Here is a 16,055-nt window from a genome sequence, read left to right as displayed (position 1 = left end):
CGTTCTCACCACGTCGCGCGTCCCCAGCGACTGCTGCTGCGGCCGCAGCAGCAGTCCGTGTCGGACGCGTTGCTGCCGCAGGCCTCTGTGGAGCGAGTCGACGAACAGGTCGATTCGCCTGCCGACATCGCCGCGCGGGCCGGCCCGAGCCATGAAGCTGTGCGCCGAGTTTCACCTGTTTCCGTCGCCGATTGGCCGAATTCCCCTGTGGCCATGGTCTTCACGCCGCGAGGGGAACGTCCGTATGATCCTCATATGCAAGTAACAAAAAAAGCGCTTGAGCAGCACATTGCCGTCTTTGGTGAGGGCGGCAGCGGGAAGACCGTCATGCTGTCCTCCTTTTATGGGGCTACGCAGGAGCCTCAGCACGTGCAGAAAAGTCTGTTCCACGTCGTAGCGGACGACATGGGTCAGGGAACTCGGCTTCATCGAAATTATCTCGGCATGAGAGAGTCTGCGCGAGTTCCCGCAACCACTCATTTTGCCTCCACGTCCTATTCTTTCTCGGTCAGGCTGAAGGACGGCTCGGACGCCAAGGCGAACAAGGCCAAACCTTTCGATGTCCTGCGGCTTGTCTGGCACGATTATCCGGGAGAGTGGTTCGAGCAGGGTGTCAGTGGGCCCGAGGAGGCCCAACGCAGAGTTGACGCGTTCATCTCCCTGCTGGGCTCTGATGTCGCTCTCCTGCTGGTGGACGGTCAGCGATTGCTGGACAACGCCGGAGAGGAAGAGCGGTACCTGAAGTCTCTGCTGGCCAATTTCCGCAACGGATTGCTGTCGCTCAAGGGTGATCTGTTGAAGGACGGAAAACCTCTCGTCGACTTTCCGCGTATCTGGATCATGGCGCTGTCGAAGTCCGATCTGTTGCCGGAAATGGACGTGTTCGGGTTCAGGGATCTCCTCGTGGAGAAGGCCGGCGACGACCTGGTCGAATTCCGGGAGGTGATCGCCGGGCTGGTGGAGGCCGACGATGCGCTGTCCGTGGGCGAGGACTTCGTGCTGCTTTCTTCGGCGCAGTTCGGTGCGGAAAGAATTGAGGTGACCAAGCGTGTAGGTCTGGAGTTGATTCTCCCTTTGGCTGCCATGCTTCCTTTCGAGCGCCACGTCCGATGGGCCCAGTTGAAGAACATCCCTGCGAAGGTGGCCGAGAGTCTGCTGGTCGGTGCCGGGGCTCTGTCCGCTGCACTGCTCGGGAACAAGATCAAGCTGGCCGGCCCCGCAGGTGTTCTGCGTAACCTCGTCAGCCTCGTGCTCTCGAAGGAAGTCCTGAACGAGGCGGTCAAGGTGACGGGAGGCAAACTCAAAAATCTCAACTCCGAAGCAATGGCCAAACAAAACTATCTCGCAGCAACACTGACCCGATTCCGGATGGACTTGGACAGGGGCGAAGAGGAGAAGGTCCTTCTGAGGAGCGCGAAGTGAGTCTCATCTGGGCCACCCGTGGACGGACCTGGGGTTTCAGGTTTCTTCGTGACGGCGGATTCACAGATCCGCTCCGGGTCTATGACGAAGCCTTCTCCGGTGTCGGGGACCAACCGGAAGTCTGGCGGCGCGTCGCGGAGAAGGGGGCGCTGCGTTTCCCCGATCCTCTGGGACGGAAGGACAGGGCCGGCAGAGTCATCCCCCACGAGTTCGTCGTCCTCGGACCCTTGGCCGACGAGGTCGACTCGGCCGATGCCGCTCGTCAGTTGGTCTGGCCGCAAGTCGCCGACGTATTCGCACGGGTCTGGGACATGCCCGAGCCGCCCTCGGCCGACACGTGACGGCGGCGACACAATCCTCGCGGCGGCGCCCTGGAGGCCTCTGTTCCGGCACGCCGCGTCACGTTCGCTGCCTGGGGCGAGGCGGCAACCGCTGTAGGTGATGCCCAGAACGAAGTCGTCGTCACGCGCGTTGCCTGCGGGCGAGTCGGTAGACGCCGTAGGTGATGCCCAGGATGAGGTCCACGGCCACCCACAGGGCGATGACGAGACCCACGCCGATCGTGGTGCCGACGTCGCCGGCGTTCTGGCACGTGGTGAGCGCGTCGCCGACCATTCCCTTGCAGGAATCGTGGTCGTTGCCGTTGGCGCCGGCGATGATCCAGAAGAGGAAGAGCGCCTGCACTGCCAGGAAGATCCAGAGGAAGATCCGGTGGTGCTTCCTACTGTTGCGGGTGCTCGGCGGATGCTCTCCATCGGGAGGTCCCCAGGCAGGGGTTGGTGCGGTACTCATCAGCAGACGCCTCCTCAAACAGGCGAACGCCCCGAGGCTGTGGCTGAGAGTCAACGCTACGCCCATCCCAGCTGCTCCGCCTGTCTGTACTCCTGGGCACACGGGTGCCGATGGCAGGTCACGGCACCGGATCGAACGAAATCGGAATATGAAATTCCGCTGTGGCGGCGACCCCGAGGGCTGGTTCTGTACCCGCCCGTGGAACAACTCCGCCCGGCCTCGGCCGGGCGGAGCTGTGGCGGTCAGCGGCTGCTGTCACCCGGCGGGCGTCGACAGCGCGGTCTCGAAGGTCACAGGGAGGCGAAGCAGGAGATGGCCACGAGCAGCAGCGTTGCGGTGCCGGCGAACGCGGCGCCTGCGAAGATCGCGGACTGGGCGATGGAGGTGGCCGGGGTGAGTCGGCTCACCATGGCAGCCACCAGCGCTACGATCGTGGCGACCGTCAACACCAGCGCTGCCAGCAGGAGTTTGATGGCGAACAGGTCCAATCCTCCCGTGGCTGAGGAGCTGATAGTGATCACGTATTCCTCCCTCGTGATTTCCGATGATGTCCTCAGCGTGCGGGCGGGCGGGATGAATGGCCGCCAGGCCTTTGACTGGTTGCTGACGCCGTGACAGAGCCGCACGAGGTGATCGCGCGGTCCGCGGACCAGGTGTCGTTCTCCGTGGTTCTGCTGGCAGGTGAGCTTCAGCAGCTCAAGCGCCGTACCTTCGGGCAGCTGAGTGAGCAGGAACTCGGCAGTCGGCTACCGGCGTTGGCGGCGATGGCCCGGGCTCTGCATCCGGTTCCCGACTCGGCCGCCCCGGCTCTGCGGAAGCTTATGCGGGTGGGTGTGGCGGAAATGGAGGACCGGGAGCTCGGTGCCGCGGCCGCCGCGTTGTTCGGGCTGGCGCCCGAGTCCTACGGCATGAATCTGACCGCCCGGCAGAACGCCGCGACGACCTGTTTCACCCCGAGGCCCTCGGTCAGTACCTTCCGGCAGAGTCCGCAGTACTCCCAGCGTGTGATCGAGGAACTGGCTGCCGCCCTGGGGAATTTCAACACGCCGGTCACGCCGACGGAGATGCGAGACCGGCAAGCCGGGATGACGATCGCGCGTACCGATCTGCTGGCCGAAGCACAGGCCCTGCTCCGTGATGCCGGGAAGGTGCTGTGGATCTGGGGCGAACCCGGCACCGGCAAGACCGTGCTCGCTCAGGAGATCGCCGGGCGGGTCCGCACCCATCTGCCGGTGGTGACGGTCCGGTTGGGCAACTCCCACGTAGCGGAGGCCGACGTCCTGTCGGCGGTCGGGCACGATGGTGTGGACGCACGTTCCTGGAGTCAGGCGGCATGCCGACTGCATTTCAGGGAGATGCTCGAAGCAGGCCGGAGCGTCAGCGTCGTGGTGATCGACGGCGTGATCGACGAGCCGGCTCTGTGGGAACTGGTCCCGGATACGCTCCGTGTGCCGTTGATCGTGACCAGCCGCACGCGTTCGGACCACGGGAGCGTTGCCTGTCTGAAGCCCGGCGCCTACACCCCGGAGCAGGCCCGAGCCGTAGTGGGGCTGCTGCTGCCACACCTGCCCGCCGACGACGCGGAGGCGCTGTCGGCCGCTGTCGGCCACCACCCCTTGCTGGTCGACCGCATCTGCCGCCATGTGCTCGGCGGATCGGGTCACTCCGTCGATGAAGTGTCGCAGGCTCTTGTCGCCGACCTTCTGGTGACGCTGGACGCCGTGGGCTCCCTCAGTTCCACAGGGGTGAGCCTTACCCGCGTCTACCAGAAGACGTTGGCCGCCCTGCGGGAGGAGCACGAGGGCATTCTCGAGGTCCTGGCCTCGATCCTTTGGATCTCGTCCGGAGGGTCGGTCCCCGCATCACTTGCGGACGACTATCTCCGCCATCGCTTCTCCGGCGCGGTCGGCGCCCTGCAGGTCACGGCGGCCCGGCGCATCCTGGCCCGATGGGCGATCGTCTCGGAGGAGAACGACGCCGTCGTCATGCATCCGCTGACTGCGGTCATCCTCCAGAACCTGCTGGCGGACAGCTTCAGTGCGGTGGTCACCGACCTCCTCGTCTTCCTCCGGACAACCGCCCGCGACTCCACCGTGCCGCTCACCAGGAGGCTGCATCACGAGGTGGTGGTCATGGACCATGTGCTTCGGGTCTACTGGGGGAACGGGCAGTCCCTGCTGTGCCTGGCATCCGACGCCTGGTTGTGGTTCGACCACACCGGCCGACGCGAGCCCATTCGCTACGAAGCCCACGAGGACGGGCTCTTCGTCAGGCAGGGCGGGACGTGGGGCAAGATGGCCGAAGACGCTGCCCTGGACGTGCTGGTGGAGCAGACCCAGGACTACTACCGGGCCCAGCTCACGCTGATGCGTTACCGGGTGCCTCGAAATGCCGATGCCCACGTGAGCGAACCGGATGGTTTCGCGCACTTCGTGAGGCGGGGCGGGCCGGCGGAGGACGGCCTGACCCAGGCGGTCTGCGGCAAAATATGGGTGAGAAGCGCAGCCGATGTCTCCAAGATGCCGATCTGTGCTCGCTGCTCGGTCCTGCTGGAGCCCTATAGCGACAGGACACTGGGACTGGTGGTCAGGAGTCTTCCATTCCGCCTTCACAGGCTGGTGAGGCGTTCCGGCTGGTTCGATCGCGGTTCGATCTTCTGGAAAGAAGAGCTGTTGCCGCCGGGTGTTCCGTCTCGCTGATCCACCCCGGTCCGCACCGCTCCCCCCGCACACCCGAGCTGGCAGGATGGAGGGGTATACGGGCGGGGCGCGGGTGACGGCGTGACTCCGGTGTGTGTCCGGCCGGGGCGGCCGGGCGGGGATGTCTTGGGGAGCGGGAGCGGCTGATGGCCAGGGGCAGTGACATCGTGCTGAGGGACGTCCTCGACATCAAGGAGGACGTCCACGCAGGCGACTTCAAGATTGAACTGTCGAAGGGCTTCACCGGGTCCTCCGCCGGCACGGTCGAGGAGTACGTCGTCACCCCGCAGCTGCGGGAGCAGTTCGACACCGCGCTGAAGCTGATCCGCGGTGCCGTGCGGAAGAACAGCTCGTACGCCGCCTACCTGCACGGTTCGTTCGGTGCCGGTAAGAGCCACTTCCTGAGCGTGCTGCACGCTGTGCTCAACGGTGAGCCCGCCACCCGCACCAAGCCGCGGTTGCGCGAGGTGGTCGCCGAGCACGACGAGTGGCTGCGGGGGAAGAAGTTCCTCATGGTCCCGTATCACCTGATCGGGGCGGCCAACCTGGACTCCGCCCTGCTCGGGGGATACGTCAAGACGGTGCGCGAGCGGCATCCCGACGCGCCGACGCCGCTGGTCTTCAAGGCCGACTCCCTGCTGTCCGACGCACGCAACCTGCGGGCCACCCTCAAGAACGACGAGGAATTCGCGAGGCTGCTGCCCACCGCCGATGCCGCACCCGAACCTGCGGTGGACGACGAGGACGATGACGGACTCAGCCCGATCGGTGCCGTCGCCGACACCGCTTGGACCACTGCGGAGCTCGATGCCGCCTTTGCCGCGCCCCACGGTGACGAGCGGCGGGCGCGACTCGTGTCGGCCCTGGTCAGTGGGCCCTACACGGCGTACGTGGACAGCATCCGGGGCGACGCGGCGGCGTATGTGTCCCTGGACGACGGTCTCAGCGCCATGAGCGTGCACGCCCAGTCGCTCGGCTACGACGGGGTGGTGCTCTTCCTCGACGAACTGATCCTTTGGCTGCAGGCCCGGATGCGGGAGAGGACCTTCGTCAACGACGAGATCCAGAAACTCGTCAAGCTGATCGAGTCCAGCAACCCGAACCGGCCCGTTCCGATCGTCTCTTTCATCTCACGCCAGCGCGACCTCTCCCAGCTCGTCGGCTCCGACATCCTCGGCTCCGACGTGCAGAACATGGAGCAGGCGCTGGAGTACCTCAAGGAGCGCGTCACCGTCGTCGACCTGGAGGACCGCAACCTCCCGGAGATCATCAAGGAGCGGGTGCTCAAGCCCAAGGCCGGGCAGGAGCACGTGCTGGACGCCGCCTTCGAGGGCGTCGACCGGTTCAGCCCGCTGGTGAAGGACGTCCTGCTGGACGACGGCGGTGCGACGCACGCGGGCTGGGACGACTTCCGGACCGTCTACCCGCTCTCGCCCGCCCTGCTGAACGTCCTCGTCGCCCTCTCCGGCGCCCTCCAGCGCGAACGGACCGGCCTCAAGCTCGTCCAGCAGCTCCTGGAGAGAAACGCCGATGCCCAGCTCGGTCAGCTGATCCCCCTCGGCGACTTGTGGGACGTCCTGATCGACGGGACCGGGGCCGCCTTCACCGACAAGCTGAAGCACGAGTCGGAGGCGGCCCAGCGGTTCCACGCCAAGGCCCGCCTCCACCTGCTGGAGAAGTACGGGCGGGACGACCACCCCGATTTCCTGGCCGACGACCGCTTCGTCAAGACCTTGCTGCTGGCCGCGCTCGCCCCCGACGTGCCCGCGCTGCGCCGCCTGACCGGCGCCCGGCTCGCCGCCCTCAACCACGGGTCCGTACGGTCGCGGACCGTGCCCGTCGGGCAGAAGGTCATCGACCGGATGCGAGCCCTGCAGGGCGAGTACCCCACCGAACTACGGGCCGAGGGAGACACCGACCCCGTCTTCTCGCTGCACCTGTCCGACCTGGACGTCGAACCCCTCCTCAACGCCGTCGCCGGTGAGGACCGGTCGGGCGGACGCCGCGTGTGGCTGCGGGACCGGCTGTGGGAGGAACTCGGAGTCAAGGAAGGCCAGCTCGTCCCCGAGAAGGAGATCATCTGGCACGGGACCCGGCGCACCGCGGAGTTCGTGTTCGGCAACGTACGCGACCCGCGTGACCTGTCGGACGAGCAGTTCACCCCGGCCACTCCGGGCAACATCCGCTTCGTCGTCGACTACCCCTTCGACGACGACGACAAGTACCCGACCGACGACTACCAGCGCGTGGTCGAACTCATCAGGGACGGGTACAGCGCCCCCACCCTCGTCTGGCTGCCCGACTTCTTCTCCGAACAGCGCAAGGCTCAGCTCGGCCGGCTCATGCGGATCAACTTCCTGCTGGAGCGCGACCGGCTCGCCGACTACACCCGCAACTACCCGCCGGACGACCGGGCCAAGGCCCGCCGCCAGCTGGAGGTCGGCCGCGAGACCCTCACCCGGACCCTCACCGGCTCGCTCGCCGAGGTGTACGGCATCGCCGAGGCCAAGGACGGCACCAGGGCCGCCGAAGTGGTGGAGGGCCGCCATGTGCTGAGCATGGACCCTCGCTTCCCGCGCCCCCAGCCGGAGGGCGGGAAGCCCTTCGCCGACAACGCCCTGCACCTCGCCGGCGGGCTCCTTGCCGCGCTGTACCCCAAGCACCCCGACTTCGGCCGCCACCACAGCGGCCAGAACAAGGCCGTGACCACGGGTGAGCTGCGGACGGCGCTGGAGTGGATCACCCGGGCCATGGACGAGGGCGGACGGGCGGAGGTCGACAGCCACCAGCTGAAGACCGTCAAGCGCATCGTGGAACCCCTGGAGCTCGGCACCGTCCACGACGGTCCGCTCGTGCTGCGCGCCGACTGGCGCACGCGTATCAAACAGGCCGCGGCCCAGCACAAGGAACGCGGGCCGCTCAACGTCGAGGACATCCGCGGCTGGATCACCAAGGACCTCGGCTACGAAGGCCTCGACAAGCAGACGACGAACCTCCTGATCGCCGCGTACGCCCTGCTCGACGACCGCGCCTGGATCTACCACTCCGGCCCGGAGACCGCCGCGCCCGAGCTCACCGCGATCGGCCCCGGCTGGGCGCTGCGTTCCCAGCCGCTGCCCAGCGAGGACGAGTACGCCCGCGCCCGGGACAGGGCCGGGCGGCTCTTCGGAGCCCGTGCCAAGCCCGCCCTGTTCGCCCGGAACGTCAACAAGCTCGCCGAAGAGGTCCGGGCCAAGGCGGCGGAGTACGAGACCTTCGTGACGGGGGTCCGCGCCTCACTGGACCAGCACGCGGCGCTGCTCGGCCTCGACGGCGACGCCCCCGCCGCGCGTACGGCGATGCTGCGCGAGGCCGCCGGGGTGCTCGCCCGGCTCAGCCGTCACGGCAGCGATGCGACCGCCCTCGTCCGGGAACTCTCCGGTCTCTCCTACGAGACCCCGGACCGGGACCTGGCCCACACCATGAGCACCGCGGAAGCGGTGCTCAAGGCCCTGGACGACGCCGACGCGGCCTGGCGGGTCCTCAAGAACGTCCGGCGCCTCAGCGACCGCGACGACAGCCTGGGCGACCGGGCGCGCCGGCTGCTGACCCAGGTCGCCGAGGCGGCCCGGGCCTCCGAGTTCGAGCGTTCCCTGGTGCCCGTGCTCGGCGGCGTCCCGGAGACCGGCATGGCCATCGTCGAGGCGGCCCTGCACGTGGAACAGGCAGCCCCACAGCCGCCGTCCCCTGCCCCCGGGCCGGACCTGATCGCCCTTTCGCAGCACGGGAACCCGCCCGTGCCCTCCGACCCCGCACCCTCCCCGCTGCTGCCGAAGCCCCAGCAGCCGCAGGGAGAGGGCGGCCCGGGTACCCAGTCCGCCCGGCGGGTCATCGCCTCCGGTCCCTCCGCGCTGGAGTCACTGCTCAGTGACGAACTGGAAGCCGTCCGCGGGGAGATCGAACAGTTCCGTGCCGCCCACCCGGACACCTCGGTGGAGATCATCTGGCGTGCGGTGAAGAACGGCGACGAGCAGCACGTGGAAGAGGGCAACTGATGGCCCTGCGCCCCGCCGCCGGCCGCCGTGCCATCGAAGTGCTCCTGGAGAGCGAACTACCGCACGCCGAGGGGCAGCGGCTGGTCCTGGTCGACGCCACCTACGAAGGAGGGGACCGGGAAACCGAGTTCACCGTCCGGATCAACGGCCGCAAGCGCCACGTACGCATCACCGAACAGAACTCCCCCCTCGGTATCGTCGACGCCTGGCAGCGCCACCGGTCCCAGGAGGACCCGGACAACGACAGCGTCCTCGTCGTCACCGGGGCGGTCCCCGCCGACCAGCTCGGCTGGGACCTGCGCGCCCACGCCGTCCGCAGGCGTTCCCTCGCCGTCGACCCGGCGGACATCGTCAAGCAGCTCTTCGGCGCCGCGGACCTCGACGCCCGGATGGCCGGCGAGAAGTGGCTCCTGGACGCCCTGCTCGAAGCCGAGCCCGCGGACCACTGGCCGCGCAGCGGAGCCGTACTCACGCGTGACCGTGCCGTACGGGCCCTGCTCGCCGCCCGGCTCGGACTCGGCGACACCACGTCCGACACGCTGGACTTCGACGCCGACACCCTGTTCGCCTGGACCCGGACCGGAGCGGGCCCCGCCCTGTTCGCCGCACTTCCCGCCGCCGAGCGGGCAGGTCTCAGCGAGTGGCTGGAGAAGACCGTCGGGCCGGCCGCGCCCACACTCCTCGCGCTGGCCGCCGACCAGCGAGGTGCCGACGCCCTTCCGCTGGGAGCCCTCGCATCGGCTGCGCTCGCCGCTTCCTCGGCGGAGGCAGCCGGGTTCGCCCTGGGCACCCTGTACGGCTCCGCCCTCGCCTCCTTCGACGCGCTGCGGCCCTTCGCCGACGCCGCCACCGGAGTCGTCACCCGCTGGATCGCGCAGGCCGAAGGCGGCGGTCCCCACGGGAACGAGGCGCGCAGCCGCGTCCTCGCCGTCCTCGACCGGGCCGATCAGCTGGCCGCCGACGCCCGGCTCAGCCCGCTCATCGGCACCGACCGCATGCTGCCCTCCGGCTACCGCGCCAGGCTGCGCGCACTCGCGGCCACCCTTGACGGCGACGTCGCGCACGCGGAGGCCGCCCTGCGTGAACTGGCCGAACACCAGCTCGCCGAGCTGAACGCAGAGTCCACGGACATGGCACGCACCGCCGTGCGCCTGGTGCGCTGGCTCAACGGGCCGATGCCGAAGACGGTATCGACGGGCCAGGCCGTGCAGGAGCACATGGCATCGGCGGGCTGGGCCGACCTGGCTGTCGGCATCCTCTCCGAGGGCGACACCTCACTCGACACCGCCGTCGGCGAGGCCTACCACCGGCTGATAGGAGCGGTCCGCGAGCGTCGCACCCGGCTCGACGAGGCATTCGCCCGCACCCTCGCCGACTGGACGGAGACCGCGTCCCAGCAGTCGACCGGAGGGGCGCTCCTCATCGAGAACGTACTCGCCGAAGCAGCGGCGCCGCTCGCCCGCGACGGAGGCCGGCCCCTCATCCTCGTGCTCGACGGCATGAGTGCGGACGTCGCGGTCCAGCTCGCCGGTGAACTGGACCGCAAGGTGTGGACCGAGGTGATCCCCAAGCCACGCCCCGGCAAGGAAGCGGCCCGCCAGGCGGCCGTATCCATGCTGCCGTCCCTCACCACGATCAGCAGAGCATCACTCCTGAGCGGTGAACCGGCCCAGGGCGGGCAGAGCGTGGAACGGACCGGGTTCACCACGTTCTGGCGCAAGCGCCACCGTGACGCCCACCTCTTCCACAAGGGCGGCTACGAAGGGCCGCCGGGACACCGCCTGGCCCCCGAACTGCTGGACACCCTCGCGTCCGACGACGTCGTCGCCGTCGTCGTCAACACCATCGACGACGCGCTGGCAGACGGCCGCGAGGGCGCCCGCGGCCGGTGGAACATCGGCGACATCGCCAAACTCTCCGACCTGCTCAACGCGGCACGCGACTACGGCCGCCCCGTCGTCCTCGTCTCCGATCACGGGCACGTCCTGGACCGCACCCCGCGCGGCCACCAGCAGACCGATGCGGAAGGGGTGGGCGGCGCACGCTGGCGCAGCGGCAACCCGCAGCAAGGGGAGATCGCACTGGCGGGCCCCCGTGTCCTCGCGGGCGGCGGACAGATCATCGCCGCCTGGCGGGACGACCTGCGCTACACCGGCAGACAGGCCGGATACCACGGCGGTGCAGCTCCGGCAGAGGTCACCGTTCCCGTGATCACCGTCGTTCCGTCCGCCGACCTGATCCCGGCCGGCTGGACGCTGCTGCCTGCGGAGCGCACCGCTCCCCACTGGTGGCGAGGCGGCGGCGACGCCGCGCCCGTGCCGGCCGGCTCCGCAGCCCCCGCAGAAAAGCCGCGCGGCAGGAAGACGGTGCAGGCCCCGGAGGGCGAAGGGATCTTCATGCTGCCCGGACGGGGCACGCTCGGCGAACAGGCCGTGCAGTCGCCCCTGTTCAAGGCACAGCGTGAGTTCGTCCGTCTCGCCCCGACGGAGAAGGCCGTCGCAGCGGTTCTCGATGCCCTGCTCGCAGCAGGCGGAAAGCTCTCCCCGGGCGCGGTGGCCGCCGCGGCTCAGGCCGCCACCGGCAAGTCGCAGCGCAACCCGGAGCGCTTCGCGACCGTCCTGGAGCGGCTGCTGAACATCGACGGATACCCCGTACTCCAGCTCATCGAATCCGGACGGACCGTCCAGCTCGACAAGTCCCTGCTTCAGCAGCAGTTCCTCGGAGGGGCCGCATGACCGCCGGATCCTCGGAGATCAGCACCGCACGCCGGCGCGACGTGATCGACGCCCTGCGGCGCGGAACGGTGCCACAGGCCGGGCTCGGACTGTTCGCCGTAGGCCTGAACCGCTTCGAAGCCACTCTCGACGACGACCTGGACACCGTCGCCCGCGGAGGCTCCGCCTTCCACGCCCTGCGCGGCGAGTACGGCTCCGGCAAGACCTTCTTCGCCCGCTGGCTCGCCGAACGCGCCAAGCGACGCGGTCTGGCCGTCAGCGAAGTGCAGATCTCCGAGACCGAGACCCCGCTGCACCGGCTGGAGACCGTCTACCGCCGGCTCACCGAACGCCTCACCACCGCCACCCACCAGCCCTCGGCCCTCCGGTCGGTGATCGACTCCTGGTTCTACGCGCTGGAGGAAGAGGTTCTGGCGGGAGGTGACATCACGGAGGACGACGAGGACGCGTTGGCCGCGGCCGTCGACGAACTCCTGGAGCGCCGTCTCGCCGATGTCGCCCGCACCACCCCGGCCTTCTCTGCCGCTCTGCGCGGCTACCGCCAGGCCGTCGCCGCAGGCGACGGCGCCCGGGCCGAAGCACTCATCGCGTGGCTCGGTGGCCAGAAGTCCGTGGCAGCCTCGGCGAAGCGCGCCGCGGGTATCCGGGGCGACCTCGACCACTTCGGCGCCCTCGGCTTCCTCCAGGGGCTCCTCACCGTCCTGCGGGACTGCGGACACCCCGGCCTGCTGCTCGTACTCGACGAAGTCGAGACCCTGCAACGGGTGCGTGGCGACGTACGCGAGAAATCCCTCAACGCGCTCCGTCAGCTCCTCGACGAGATCGACGCCGGACGCTTCCCCGGCCTCTTCCTCGTCATCACCGGCACCCCCGCCTTCTACGACGGGCAGCAAGGCGTCCAGCGCCTCGCGCCCCTCGCCCAGCGCCTCGCCACGGACTTCACCACCGATCCACGCTTCGACTCCCCGCGCGCCGTGCAACTGCGCCTGGCAGGCTTCGACCTGGAGTCACTGACCGAACTGGGCGCCAAGGTGCGCGACGTCTACACAGGGGCGGCTCGCCACCCCGAGCGGCTGGCCACGCGCGTCGACGACGCCTATCTCGGAGAACTGGCCCGCGCGGTCACGGGCTCGCTCGGGGGGAAGGTCGGCATCGCCCCGCGCCTGTACCTGCGCAAACTCGTCGCCGATGTGATGGACAGGGTCGACGAGTTCGACGACTTCGATCCACGCGCCCACTACGCCCTCACCCTGAACAGTTCCGAGCTGAACGAGACCGAACGCAGCGCGGCCACCGGCGCGGGAGACATTGAACTGGACCTGCCGTGATGGAGCCGACCGACCCCTTCGATCTCCTCGACCCCGTCCTCGGCCATCACATCGTCAACTCCCTCGGCTGGCGCTCCCTGCGTGCCCTGCAGGAAGAGGCCGTCGAGCCGCTCCTCACCGGCGAGGACGCGGTGCTGCTGGCGCCCACCGCAGGCGGAAAGACGGAAGCCGCCGCCTTCCCGCTGCTCACCCGTATGAACCGGCGCGGCTGGAAGGGCACCAGCGTGCTCTACGTGTGCCCCCTCAAGGCCCTGCTCAACAACCTCCACCCCCGCCTGGAGACGTACGCGGGCTGGCTGGGCCGCACGGCCTCGCTCTGGCACGGCGACATCACCACCGGTAAACGGCGCCGCATCCTCGCGCAGCGCCCGGACATCCTGCTCACCACTCCCGAGTCGCTGGAGTCGATGCTGGTCAGCACGCACGTCGACCACCGGGCCTTCTTCTCGGGGTTGAACGCAGTCGTGGTCGACGAGGTCCACGCCTTCGCGGGTGACGACCGTGGCTGGCACCTGCTGGCCGTACTGGAGCGCCTGAGCCGCGTCGCCGGCCGCCCTCTCCAGCGGATCGGTCTGTCCGCGACGGTCGGCAACCCCGACGAACTGCTGGCGTGGCTCCAGGGCTCCGGACACGGCCGCCGCCCGGCCCGGGTCGTCGCGCCCCACCTTCGTGAACAGCCGTCGGACGGGGCGGCACCCGCCGCGCCGCCCCCCGGCGACATCGAACTCGACTACGTCGGATCCGTCGCGAACGCCGCCACCGTCATCGCAGCCCTGCACCGGGGCGAGAAGCGGCTGGTCTTCTGCGAGAGCCGCCGCACGGTCGAGGAGTTGGGCGAGAAGCTGCGACTGAAGGGCGTGACGACGTTCCTTTCCCACGCCTCGCTCTCCGTGGACGAGCGACGACGTGCCGAAGCCGCGTTCGCCGAAGCACGTGACTGCGTGATCGTGTCCACCAGCACGCTGGAACTGGGTATCGACGTCGGAGACCTGGACCGCGTCATCCAGCTCGACGCGCCTTCGACCGTCGCCTCCTTCCTCCAGCGCCTCGGGCGTACCGGCCGCCGCCACGGCACCGCACGCAACTGCCTCTTCCTTGCGCTCGATGCCGATGGCCTGCTCTCGTCGGCCGCCCTCCTCCTGCAGTGGTCCCGCGGCTGGGTGGAAACGGTCGTCGCTCCTCCCGAGCCACGCCACCTGGTCGCCCAGCAACTCCTGGCCCTGTGCCTGCAGGAGCATCGGGTGGGCGAGAACCTGTGGCAGGAGTGGTGGGGCGGCATCGGGCCCTTCGGGCCGGGAGCTGCCCCCGTCGTACGCCACCTCGTGGAGCAGGGATACCTGGACCACGACGGCGGACTGCTGTTCGTCGGCCCGGAAGCCGAACGCCGATACGGGCACCGCCACTTCATGAACCTGACTGCGGTCTTCACCGCCCCGCCCGAGTTCACCGTCCTCAACGGCCGCACAGAGATCGGGCGCACCGACCCCGACTTGCTCACCGAAGAGATCGAGGGCCCGCGCAAACTGTTGCTGGCCGGCCGCAACTGGCTGGTGACGTACATCGACTGGACCCGCAAGCGCTGCTTCGTGGAACCCGCCGACGCGGGAGGGCGTGCCAGATGGAGTGGATTTGGCGCGGAGCGCATCCGTTCGTTCGCCCTCGCTCGCGCTGCCCGGGACGTTCTCCTCGGCGAGGACCCGCCAGTGCGCCTGACCAAGAGGGCCACGGCCCAGCTCGCTGAGGCGCGGGAAACGTACCTGCACAGCGTCCACCCCGGAGGGACAGTCATCATCCGGCACACCGACGGCGACATCCGGTGGTGGACCTGGGCCGGCCACCGCGCCAACGCCACCTTGGCCGCCTCGATGGCCTCCGTTGTCGCCCCGCGTCGGCGTGTCAACGATCAGTGGATCAAGCTCCGCGACGGCCTCACCCGGGAGGACTGGCGGATCGCCCTCACTGATACCGGGACGGGCCTGTGCCTGCCCGAGATCGATGGCAGTGCGGTCCGTGGCCTCAAGTTCGGTGAAACTCTCCCTCCCCGACTGGCGGAAGCGACCCTCGCCGCCCGCACCGCGGACGAAGAGGGCGCAGGCAAGGTCCTCGCAGAGCCAGCGCGCTTCATCACACTCAGCAGCTAGTGCAGCGCGCCAAGGTCTGCACGTGGCAACGACTTCGGGACTCAGACGATCGACTTGATGGTCTTGTCCGCGTACCGCAGCGTCTCGTCGATGGCCTTGTCCATCTCGCGCAAAGCGTCGGGCTCTGCCGAGAGGAGAGCACCGACGGGGATGTTGCTCACGGCGAGGAGGCATGCCGCCACGGTCAAGAATTCCTTGTACCGTTCCTGCCCCTCACGCCCGAGCGATTCCCAGTCCCGGGGCTCCGGCGGCAGACTTACCTTCCACTTCTCGAGGGCGTGGGTGCCGTGGACCCTGACGTATTCCATGATGACCGCTGCGCGTTGTAGTGCGTCGATCATCACGTCGAAGCCTTGCTGTGACTGATCCAGAGCCGCCTCCGCAGCCTCGACCTCGGTTCGGAGACGCTCCTCCTCCTTCTTGTTCCGGCGCTTCCTCAAGACGTAGAAGTCGGCGCCCGCCAGCGCTGCCGCCGGGGCGCCTGCAGCCAGCGTGCCTCCCCCAGGAAGGCCAGAGTCGCGTTGGTCGCGGCAACCCCGTACAGCGTCGAAATAGCTGGTCCAGTGGAGGCGGTCCCGAACATCGCGGCGGCCGTGAACGCACCGTAGGCCGCGGCGCCTCCGGCTGCTGCCCCGACCGCACCTACGGCGGCTCCAGCGGTGGCATCGCGGATCGCGTTGGCAATCCCGGCGGACATGGCCTCGATACGAATCGCAGTAGGGATCTCGCCCGTGCTCTCGATCTCCTCCTCACTCGGCCTTTCTGCCTCGGGCGCTCCGCTGATGCTCTCGGCCAGCTCCACGAACCTCAGTGTGCGGTTCGTGAGTTGATGTCCGTTCCTGGTTTGGCTAGTGCTGCTTACTGAAGGTGCCGGGCTCAGTTTCGGTGAGGATTCCTAGTGTGA

The 16,055-nt window shown here is 68.7% G+C and carries 11 protein-coding genes; 7 read left to right on the top strand and 4 right to left on the bottom strand.

All coding sequences use genetic code 11. From position 1 onward, the window contains the following. Positions 1–57: 57 nt before the first annotated feature. Both ACFYPA_RS27170 and ACFYPA_RS27165 read left to right on the top strand, forming a co-directional pair. Positions 58–1,422 carry a hypothetical protein gene (locus tag ACFYPA_RS27170; RefSeq protein ID WP_389134674.1) on the top strand — a complete coding sequence of 455 codons (1,365 nt, stop codon included), beginning with the start codon at positions 58–60 and terminating at the stop codon, positions 1,420–1,422. Continuing rightward, the gene (locus tag ACFYPA_RS27165; RefSeq protein WP_389134671.1) at positions 1,419–1,763 is read left to right on the top strand and encodes a hypothetical protein; all 345 of its coding nucleotides are present in this window, start codon (positions 1,419–1,421) and stop codon (positions 1,761–1,763) included. The genes ACFYPA_RS27170 and ACFYPA_RS27165 overlap by 4 nt, the downstream gene beginning before the upstream one ends. Positions 1,764–1,884: 121 nt before the next feature. Here the strand turns inward: ACFYPA_RS27165 and ACFYPA_RS27160 are convergent, their stop codons facing one another. Together ACFYPA_RS27160 and ACFYPA_RS27155 are read right to left on the bottom strand one after the other, a co-directional pair. Beyond that, entirely contained in the window at positions 1,885–2,214 is a 330-nt protein-coding gene (locus ACFYPA_RS27160) for a hypothetical protein (protein ID WP_389134668.1), read from the bottom strand. 290 nt (positions 2,215–2,504) lie between these two features. Continuing rightward, positions 2,505–2,735 carry a hypothetical protein gene (locus ACFYPA_RS27155; RefSeq protein WP_389134665.1) on the bottom strand — a complete coding sequence of 77 codons (231 nt, stop codon included), beginning with the start codon at positions 2,733–2,735 and terminating at the stop codon, positions 2,505–2,507. A gap of 90 nt (positions 2,736–2,825) precedes the next feature. On the opposite strand from ACFYPA_RS27155, the gene ACFYPA_RS27150 reads away from it, so the two are divergent. The 5 genes from ACFYPA_RS27150 to ACFYPA_RS27130 all read left to right on the top strand — a co-directional run bounded on the left by ACFYPA_RS27150 (position 2,826) and on the right by ACFYPA_RS27130 (position 15,151). Continuing rightward, positions 2,826–4,913, top strand: coding sequence for a hypothetical protein (locus tag ACFYPA_RS27150; protein WP_389134662.1), 2,088 nt, complete (start codon positions 2,826–2,828; stop codon positions 4,911–4,913). Positions 4,914–5,059: 146 nt separating this feature from the next. After that, on the top strand, positions 5,060–8,947 hold the full coding sequence (locus tag ACFYPA_RS27145) for a hypothetical protein (protein WP_389134660.1): 3,888 nt from the start codon (positions 5,060–5,062) through the stop codon (positions 8,945–8,947). Beyond that, positions 8,947–11,682 carry a BREX-2 system phosphatase PglZ gene (gene pglZ / locus ACFYPA_RS27140; protein ID WP_389134658.1) on the top strand — a complete coding sequence of 912 codons (2,736 nt, stop codon included), beginning with the start codon at positions 8,947–8,949 and terminating at the stop codon, positions 11,680–11,682. The genes ACFYPA_RS27145 and pglZ overlap by 1 nt, the downstream gene beginning before the upstream one ends. Continuing rightward, positions 11,679–13,010 (top strand): BREX system ATP-binding protein BrxD, encoded by a 1,332-nt coding sequence (gene brxD / locus ACFYPA_RS27135; RefSeq protein ID WP_389134655.1) that lies wholly within the window; start codon positions 11,679–11,681, stop codon positions 13,008–13,010. Before pglZ ends, brxD begins: the two co-directional genes overlap by 4 nt. After that, positions 13,010–15,151, top strand: a complete 2,142-nt coding sequence (locus tag ACFYPA_RS27130) for a DEAD/DEAH box helicase (RefSeq protein WP_389134916.1) — start codon at positions 13,010–13,012, stop codon at positions 15,149–15,151. The genes brxD and ACFYPA_RS27130 overlap by 1 nt, the downstream gene beginning before the upstream one ends. A 41-nt stretch (positions 15,152–15,192) precedes the next feature. Here ACFYPA_RS27130 and ACFYPA_RS27125 read toward each other — a convergent pair whose 3' ends face one another. Together ACFYPA_RS27125 and ACFYPA_RS27120 are read right to left on the bottom strand one after the other, a co-directional pair. Next, on the bottom strand, positions 15,193–15,591 hold the full coding sequence (locus tag ACFYPA_RS27125) for a hypothetical protein (protein WP_389134652.1): 399 nt from the start codon (positions 15,589–15,591) through the stop codon (positions 15,193–15,195). Continuing rightward, the gene (locus ACFYPA_RS27120; protein ID WP_389134650.1) at positions 15,588–15,953 is read right to left on the bottom strand and encodes a hypothetical protein; all 366 of its coding nucleotides are present in this window, start codon (positions 15,951–15,953) and stop codon (positions 15,588–15,590) included. Before ACFYPA_RS27120 ends, ACFYPA_RS27125 begins: the two co-directional genes overlap by 4 nt. Positions 15,954–16,055: the final 102 nt, after the last annotated feature.

The sequence above is a fragment of the Streptomyces sp. NPDC005775 genome (assembly GCF_042871565.1).
Lineage (GTDB): Bacteria > Actinomycetota > Actinomycetes > Streptomycetales > Streptomycetaceae > Streptomyces.
Note: the sequence above shows the minus strand (reverse complement) of the source record. Positions and strands in the feature narration are given on the sequence as shown.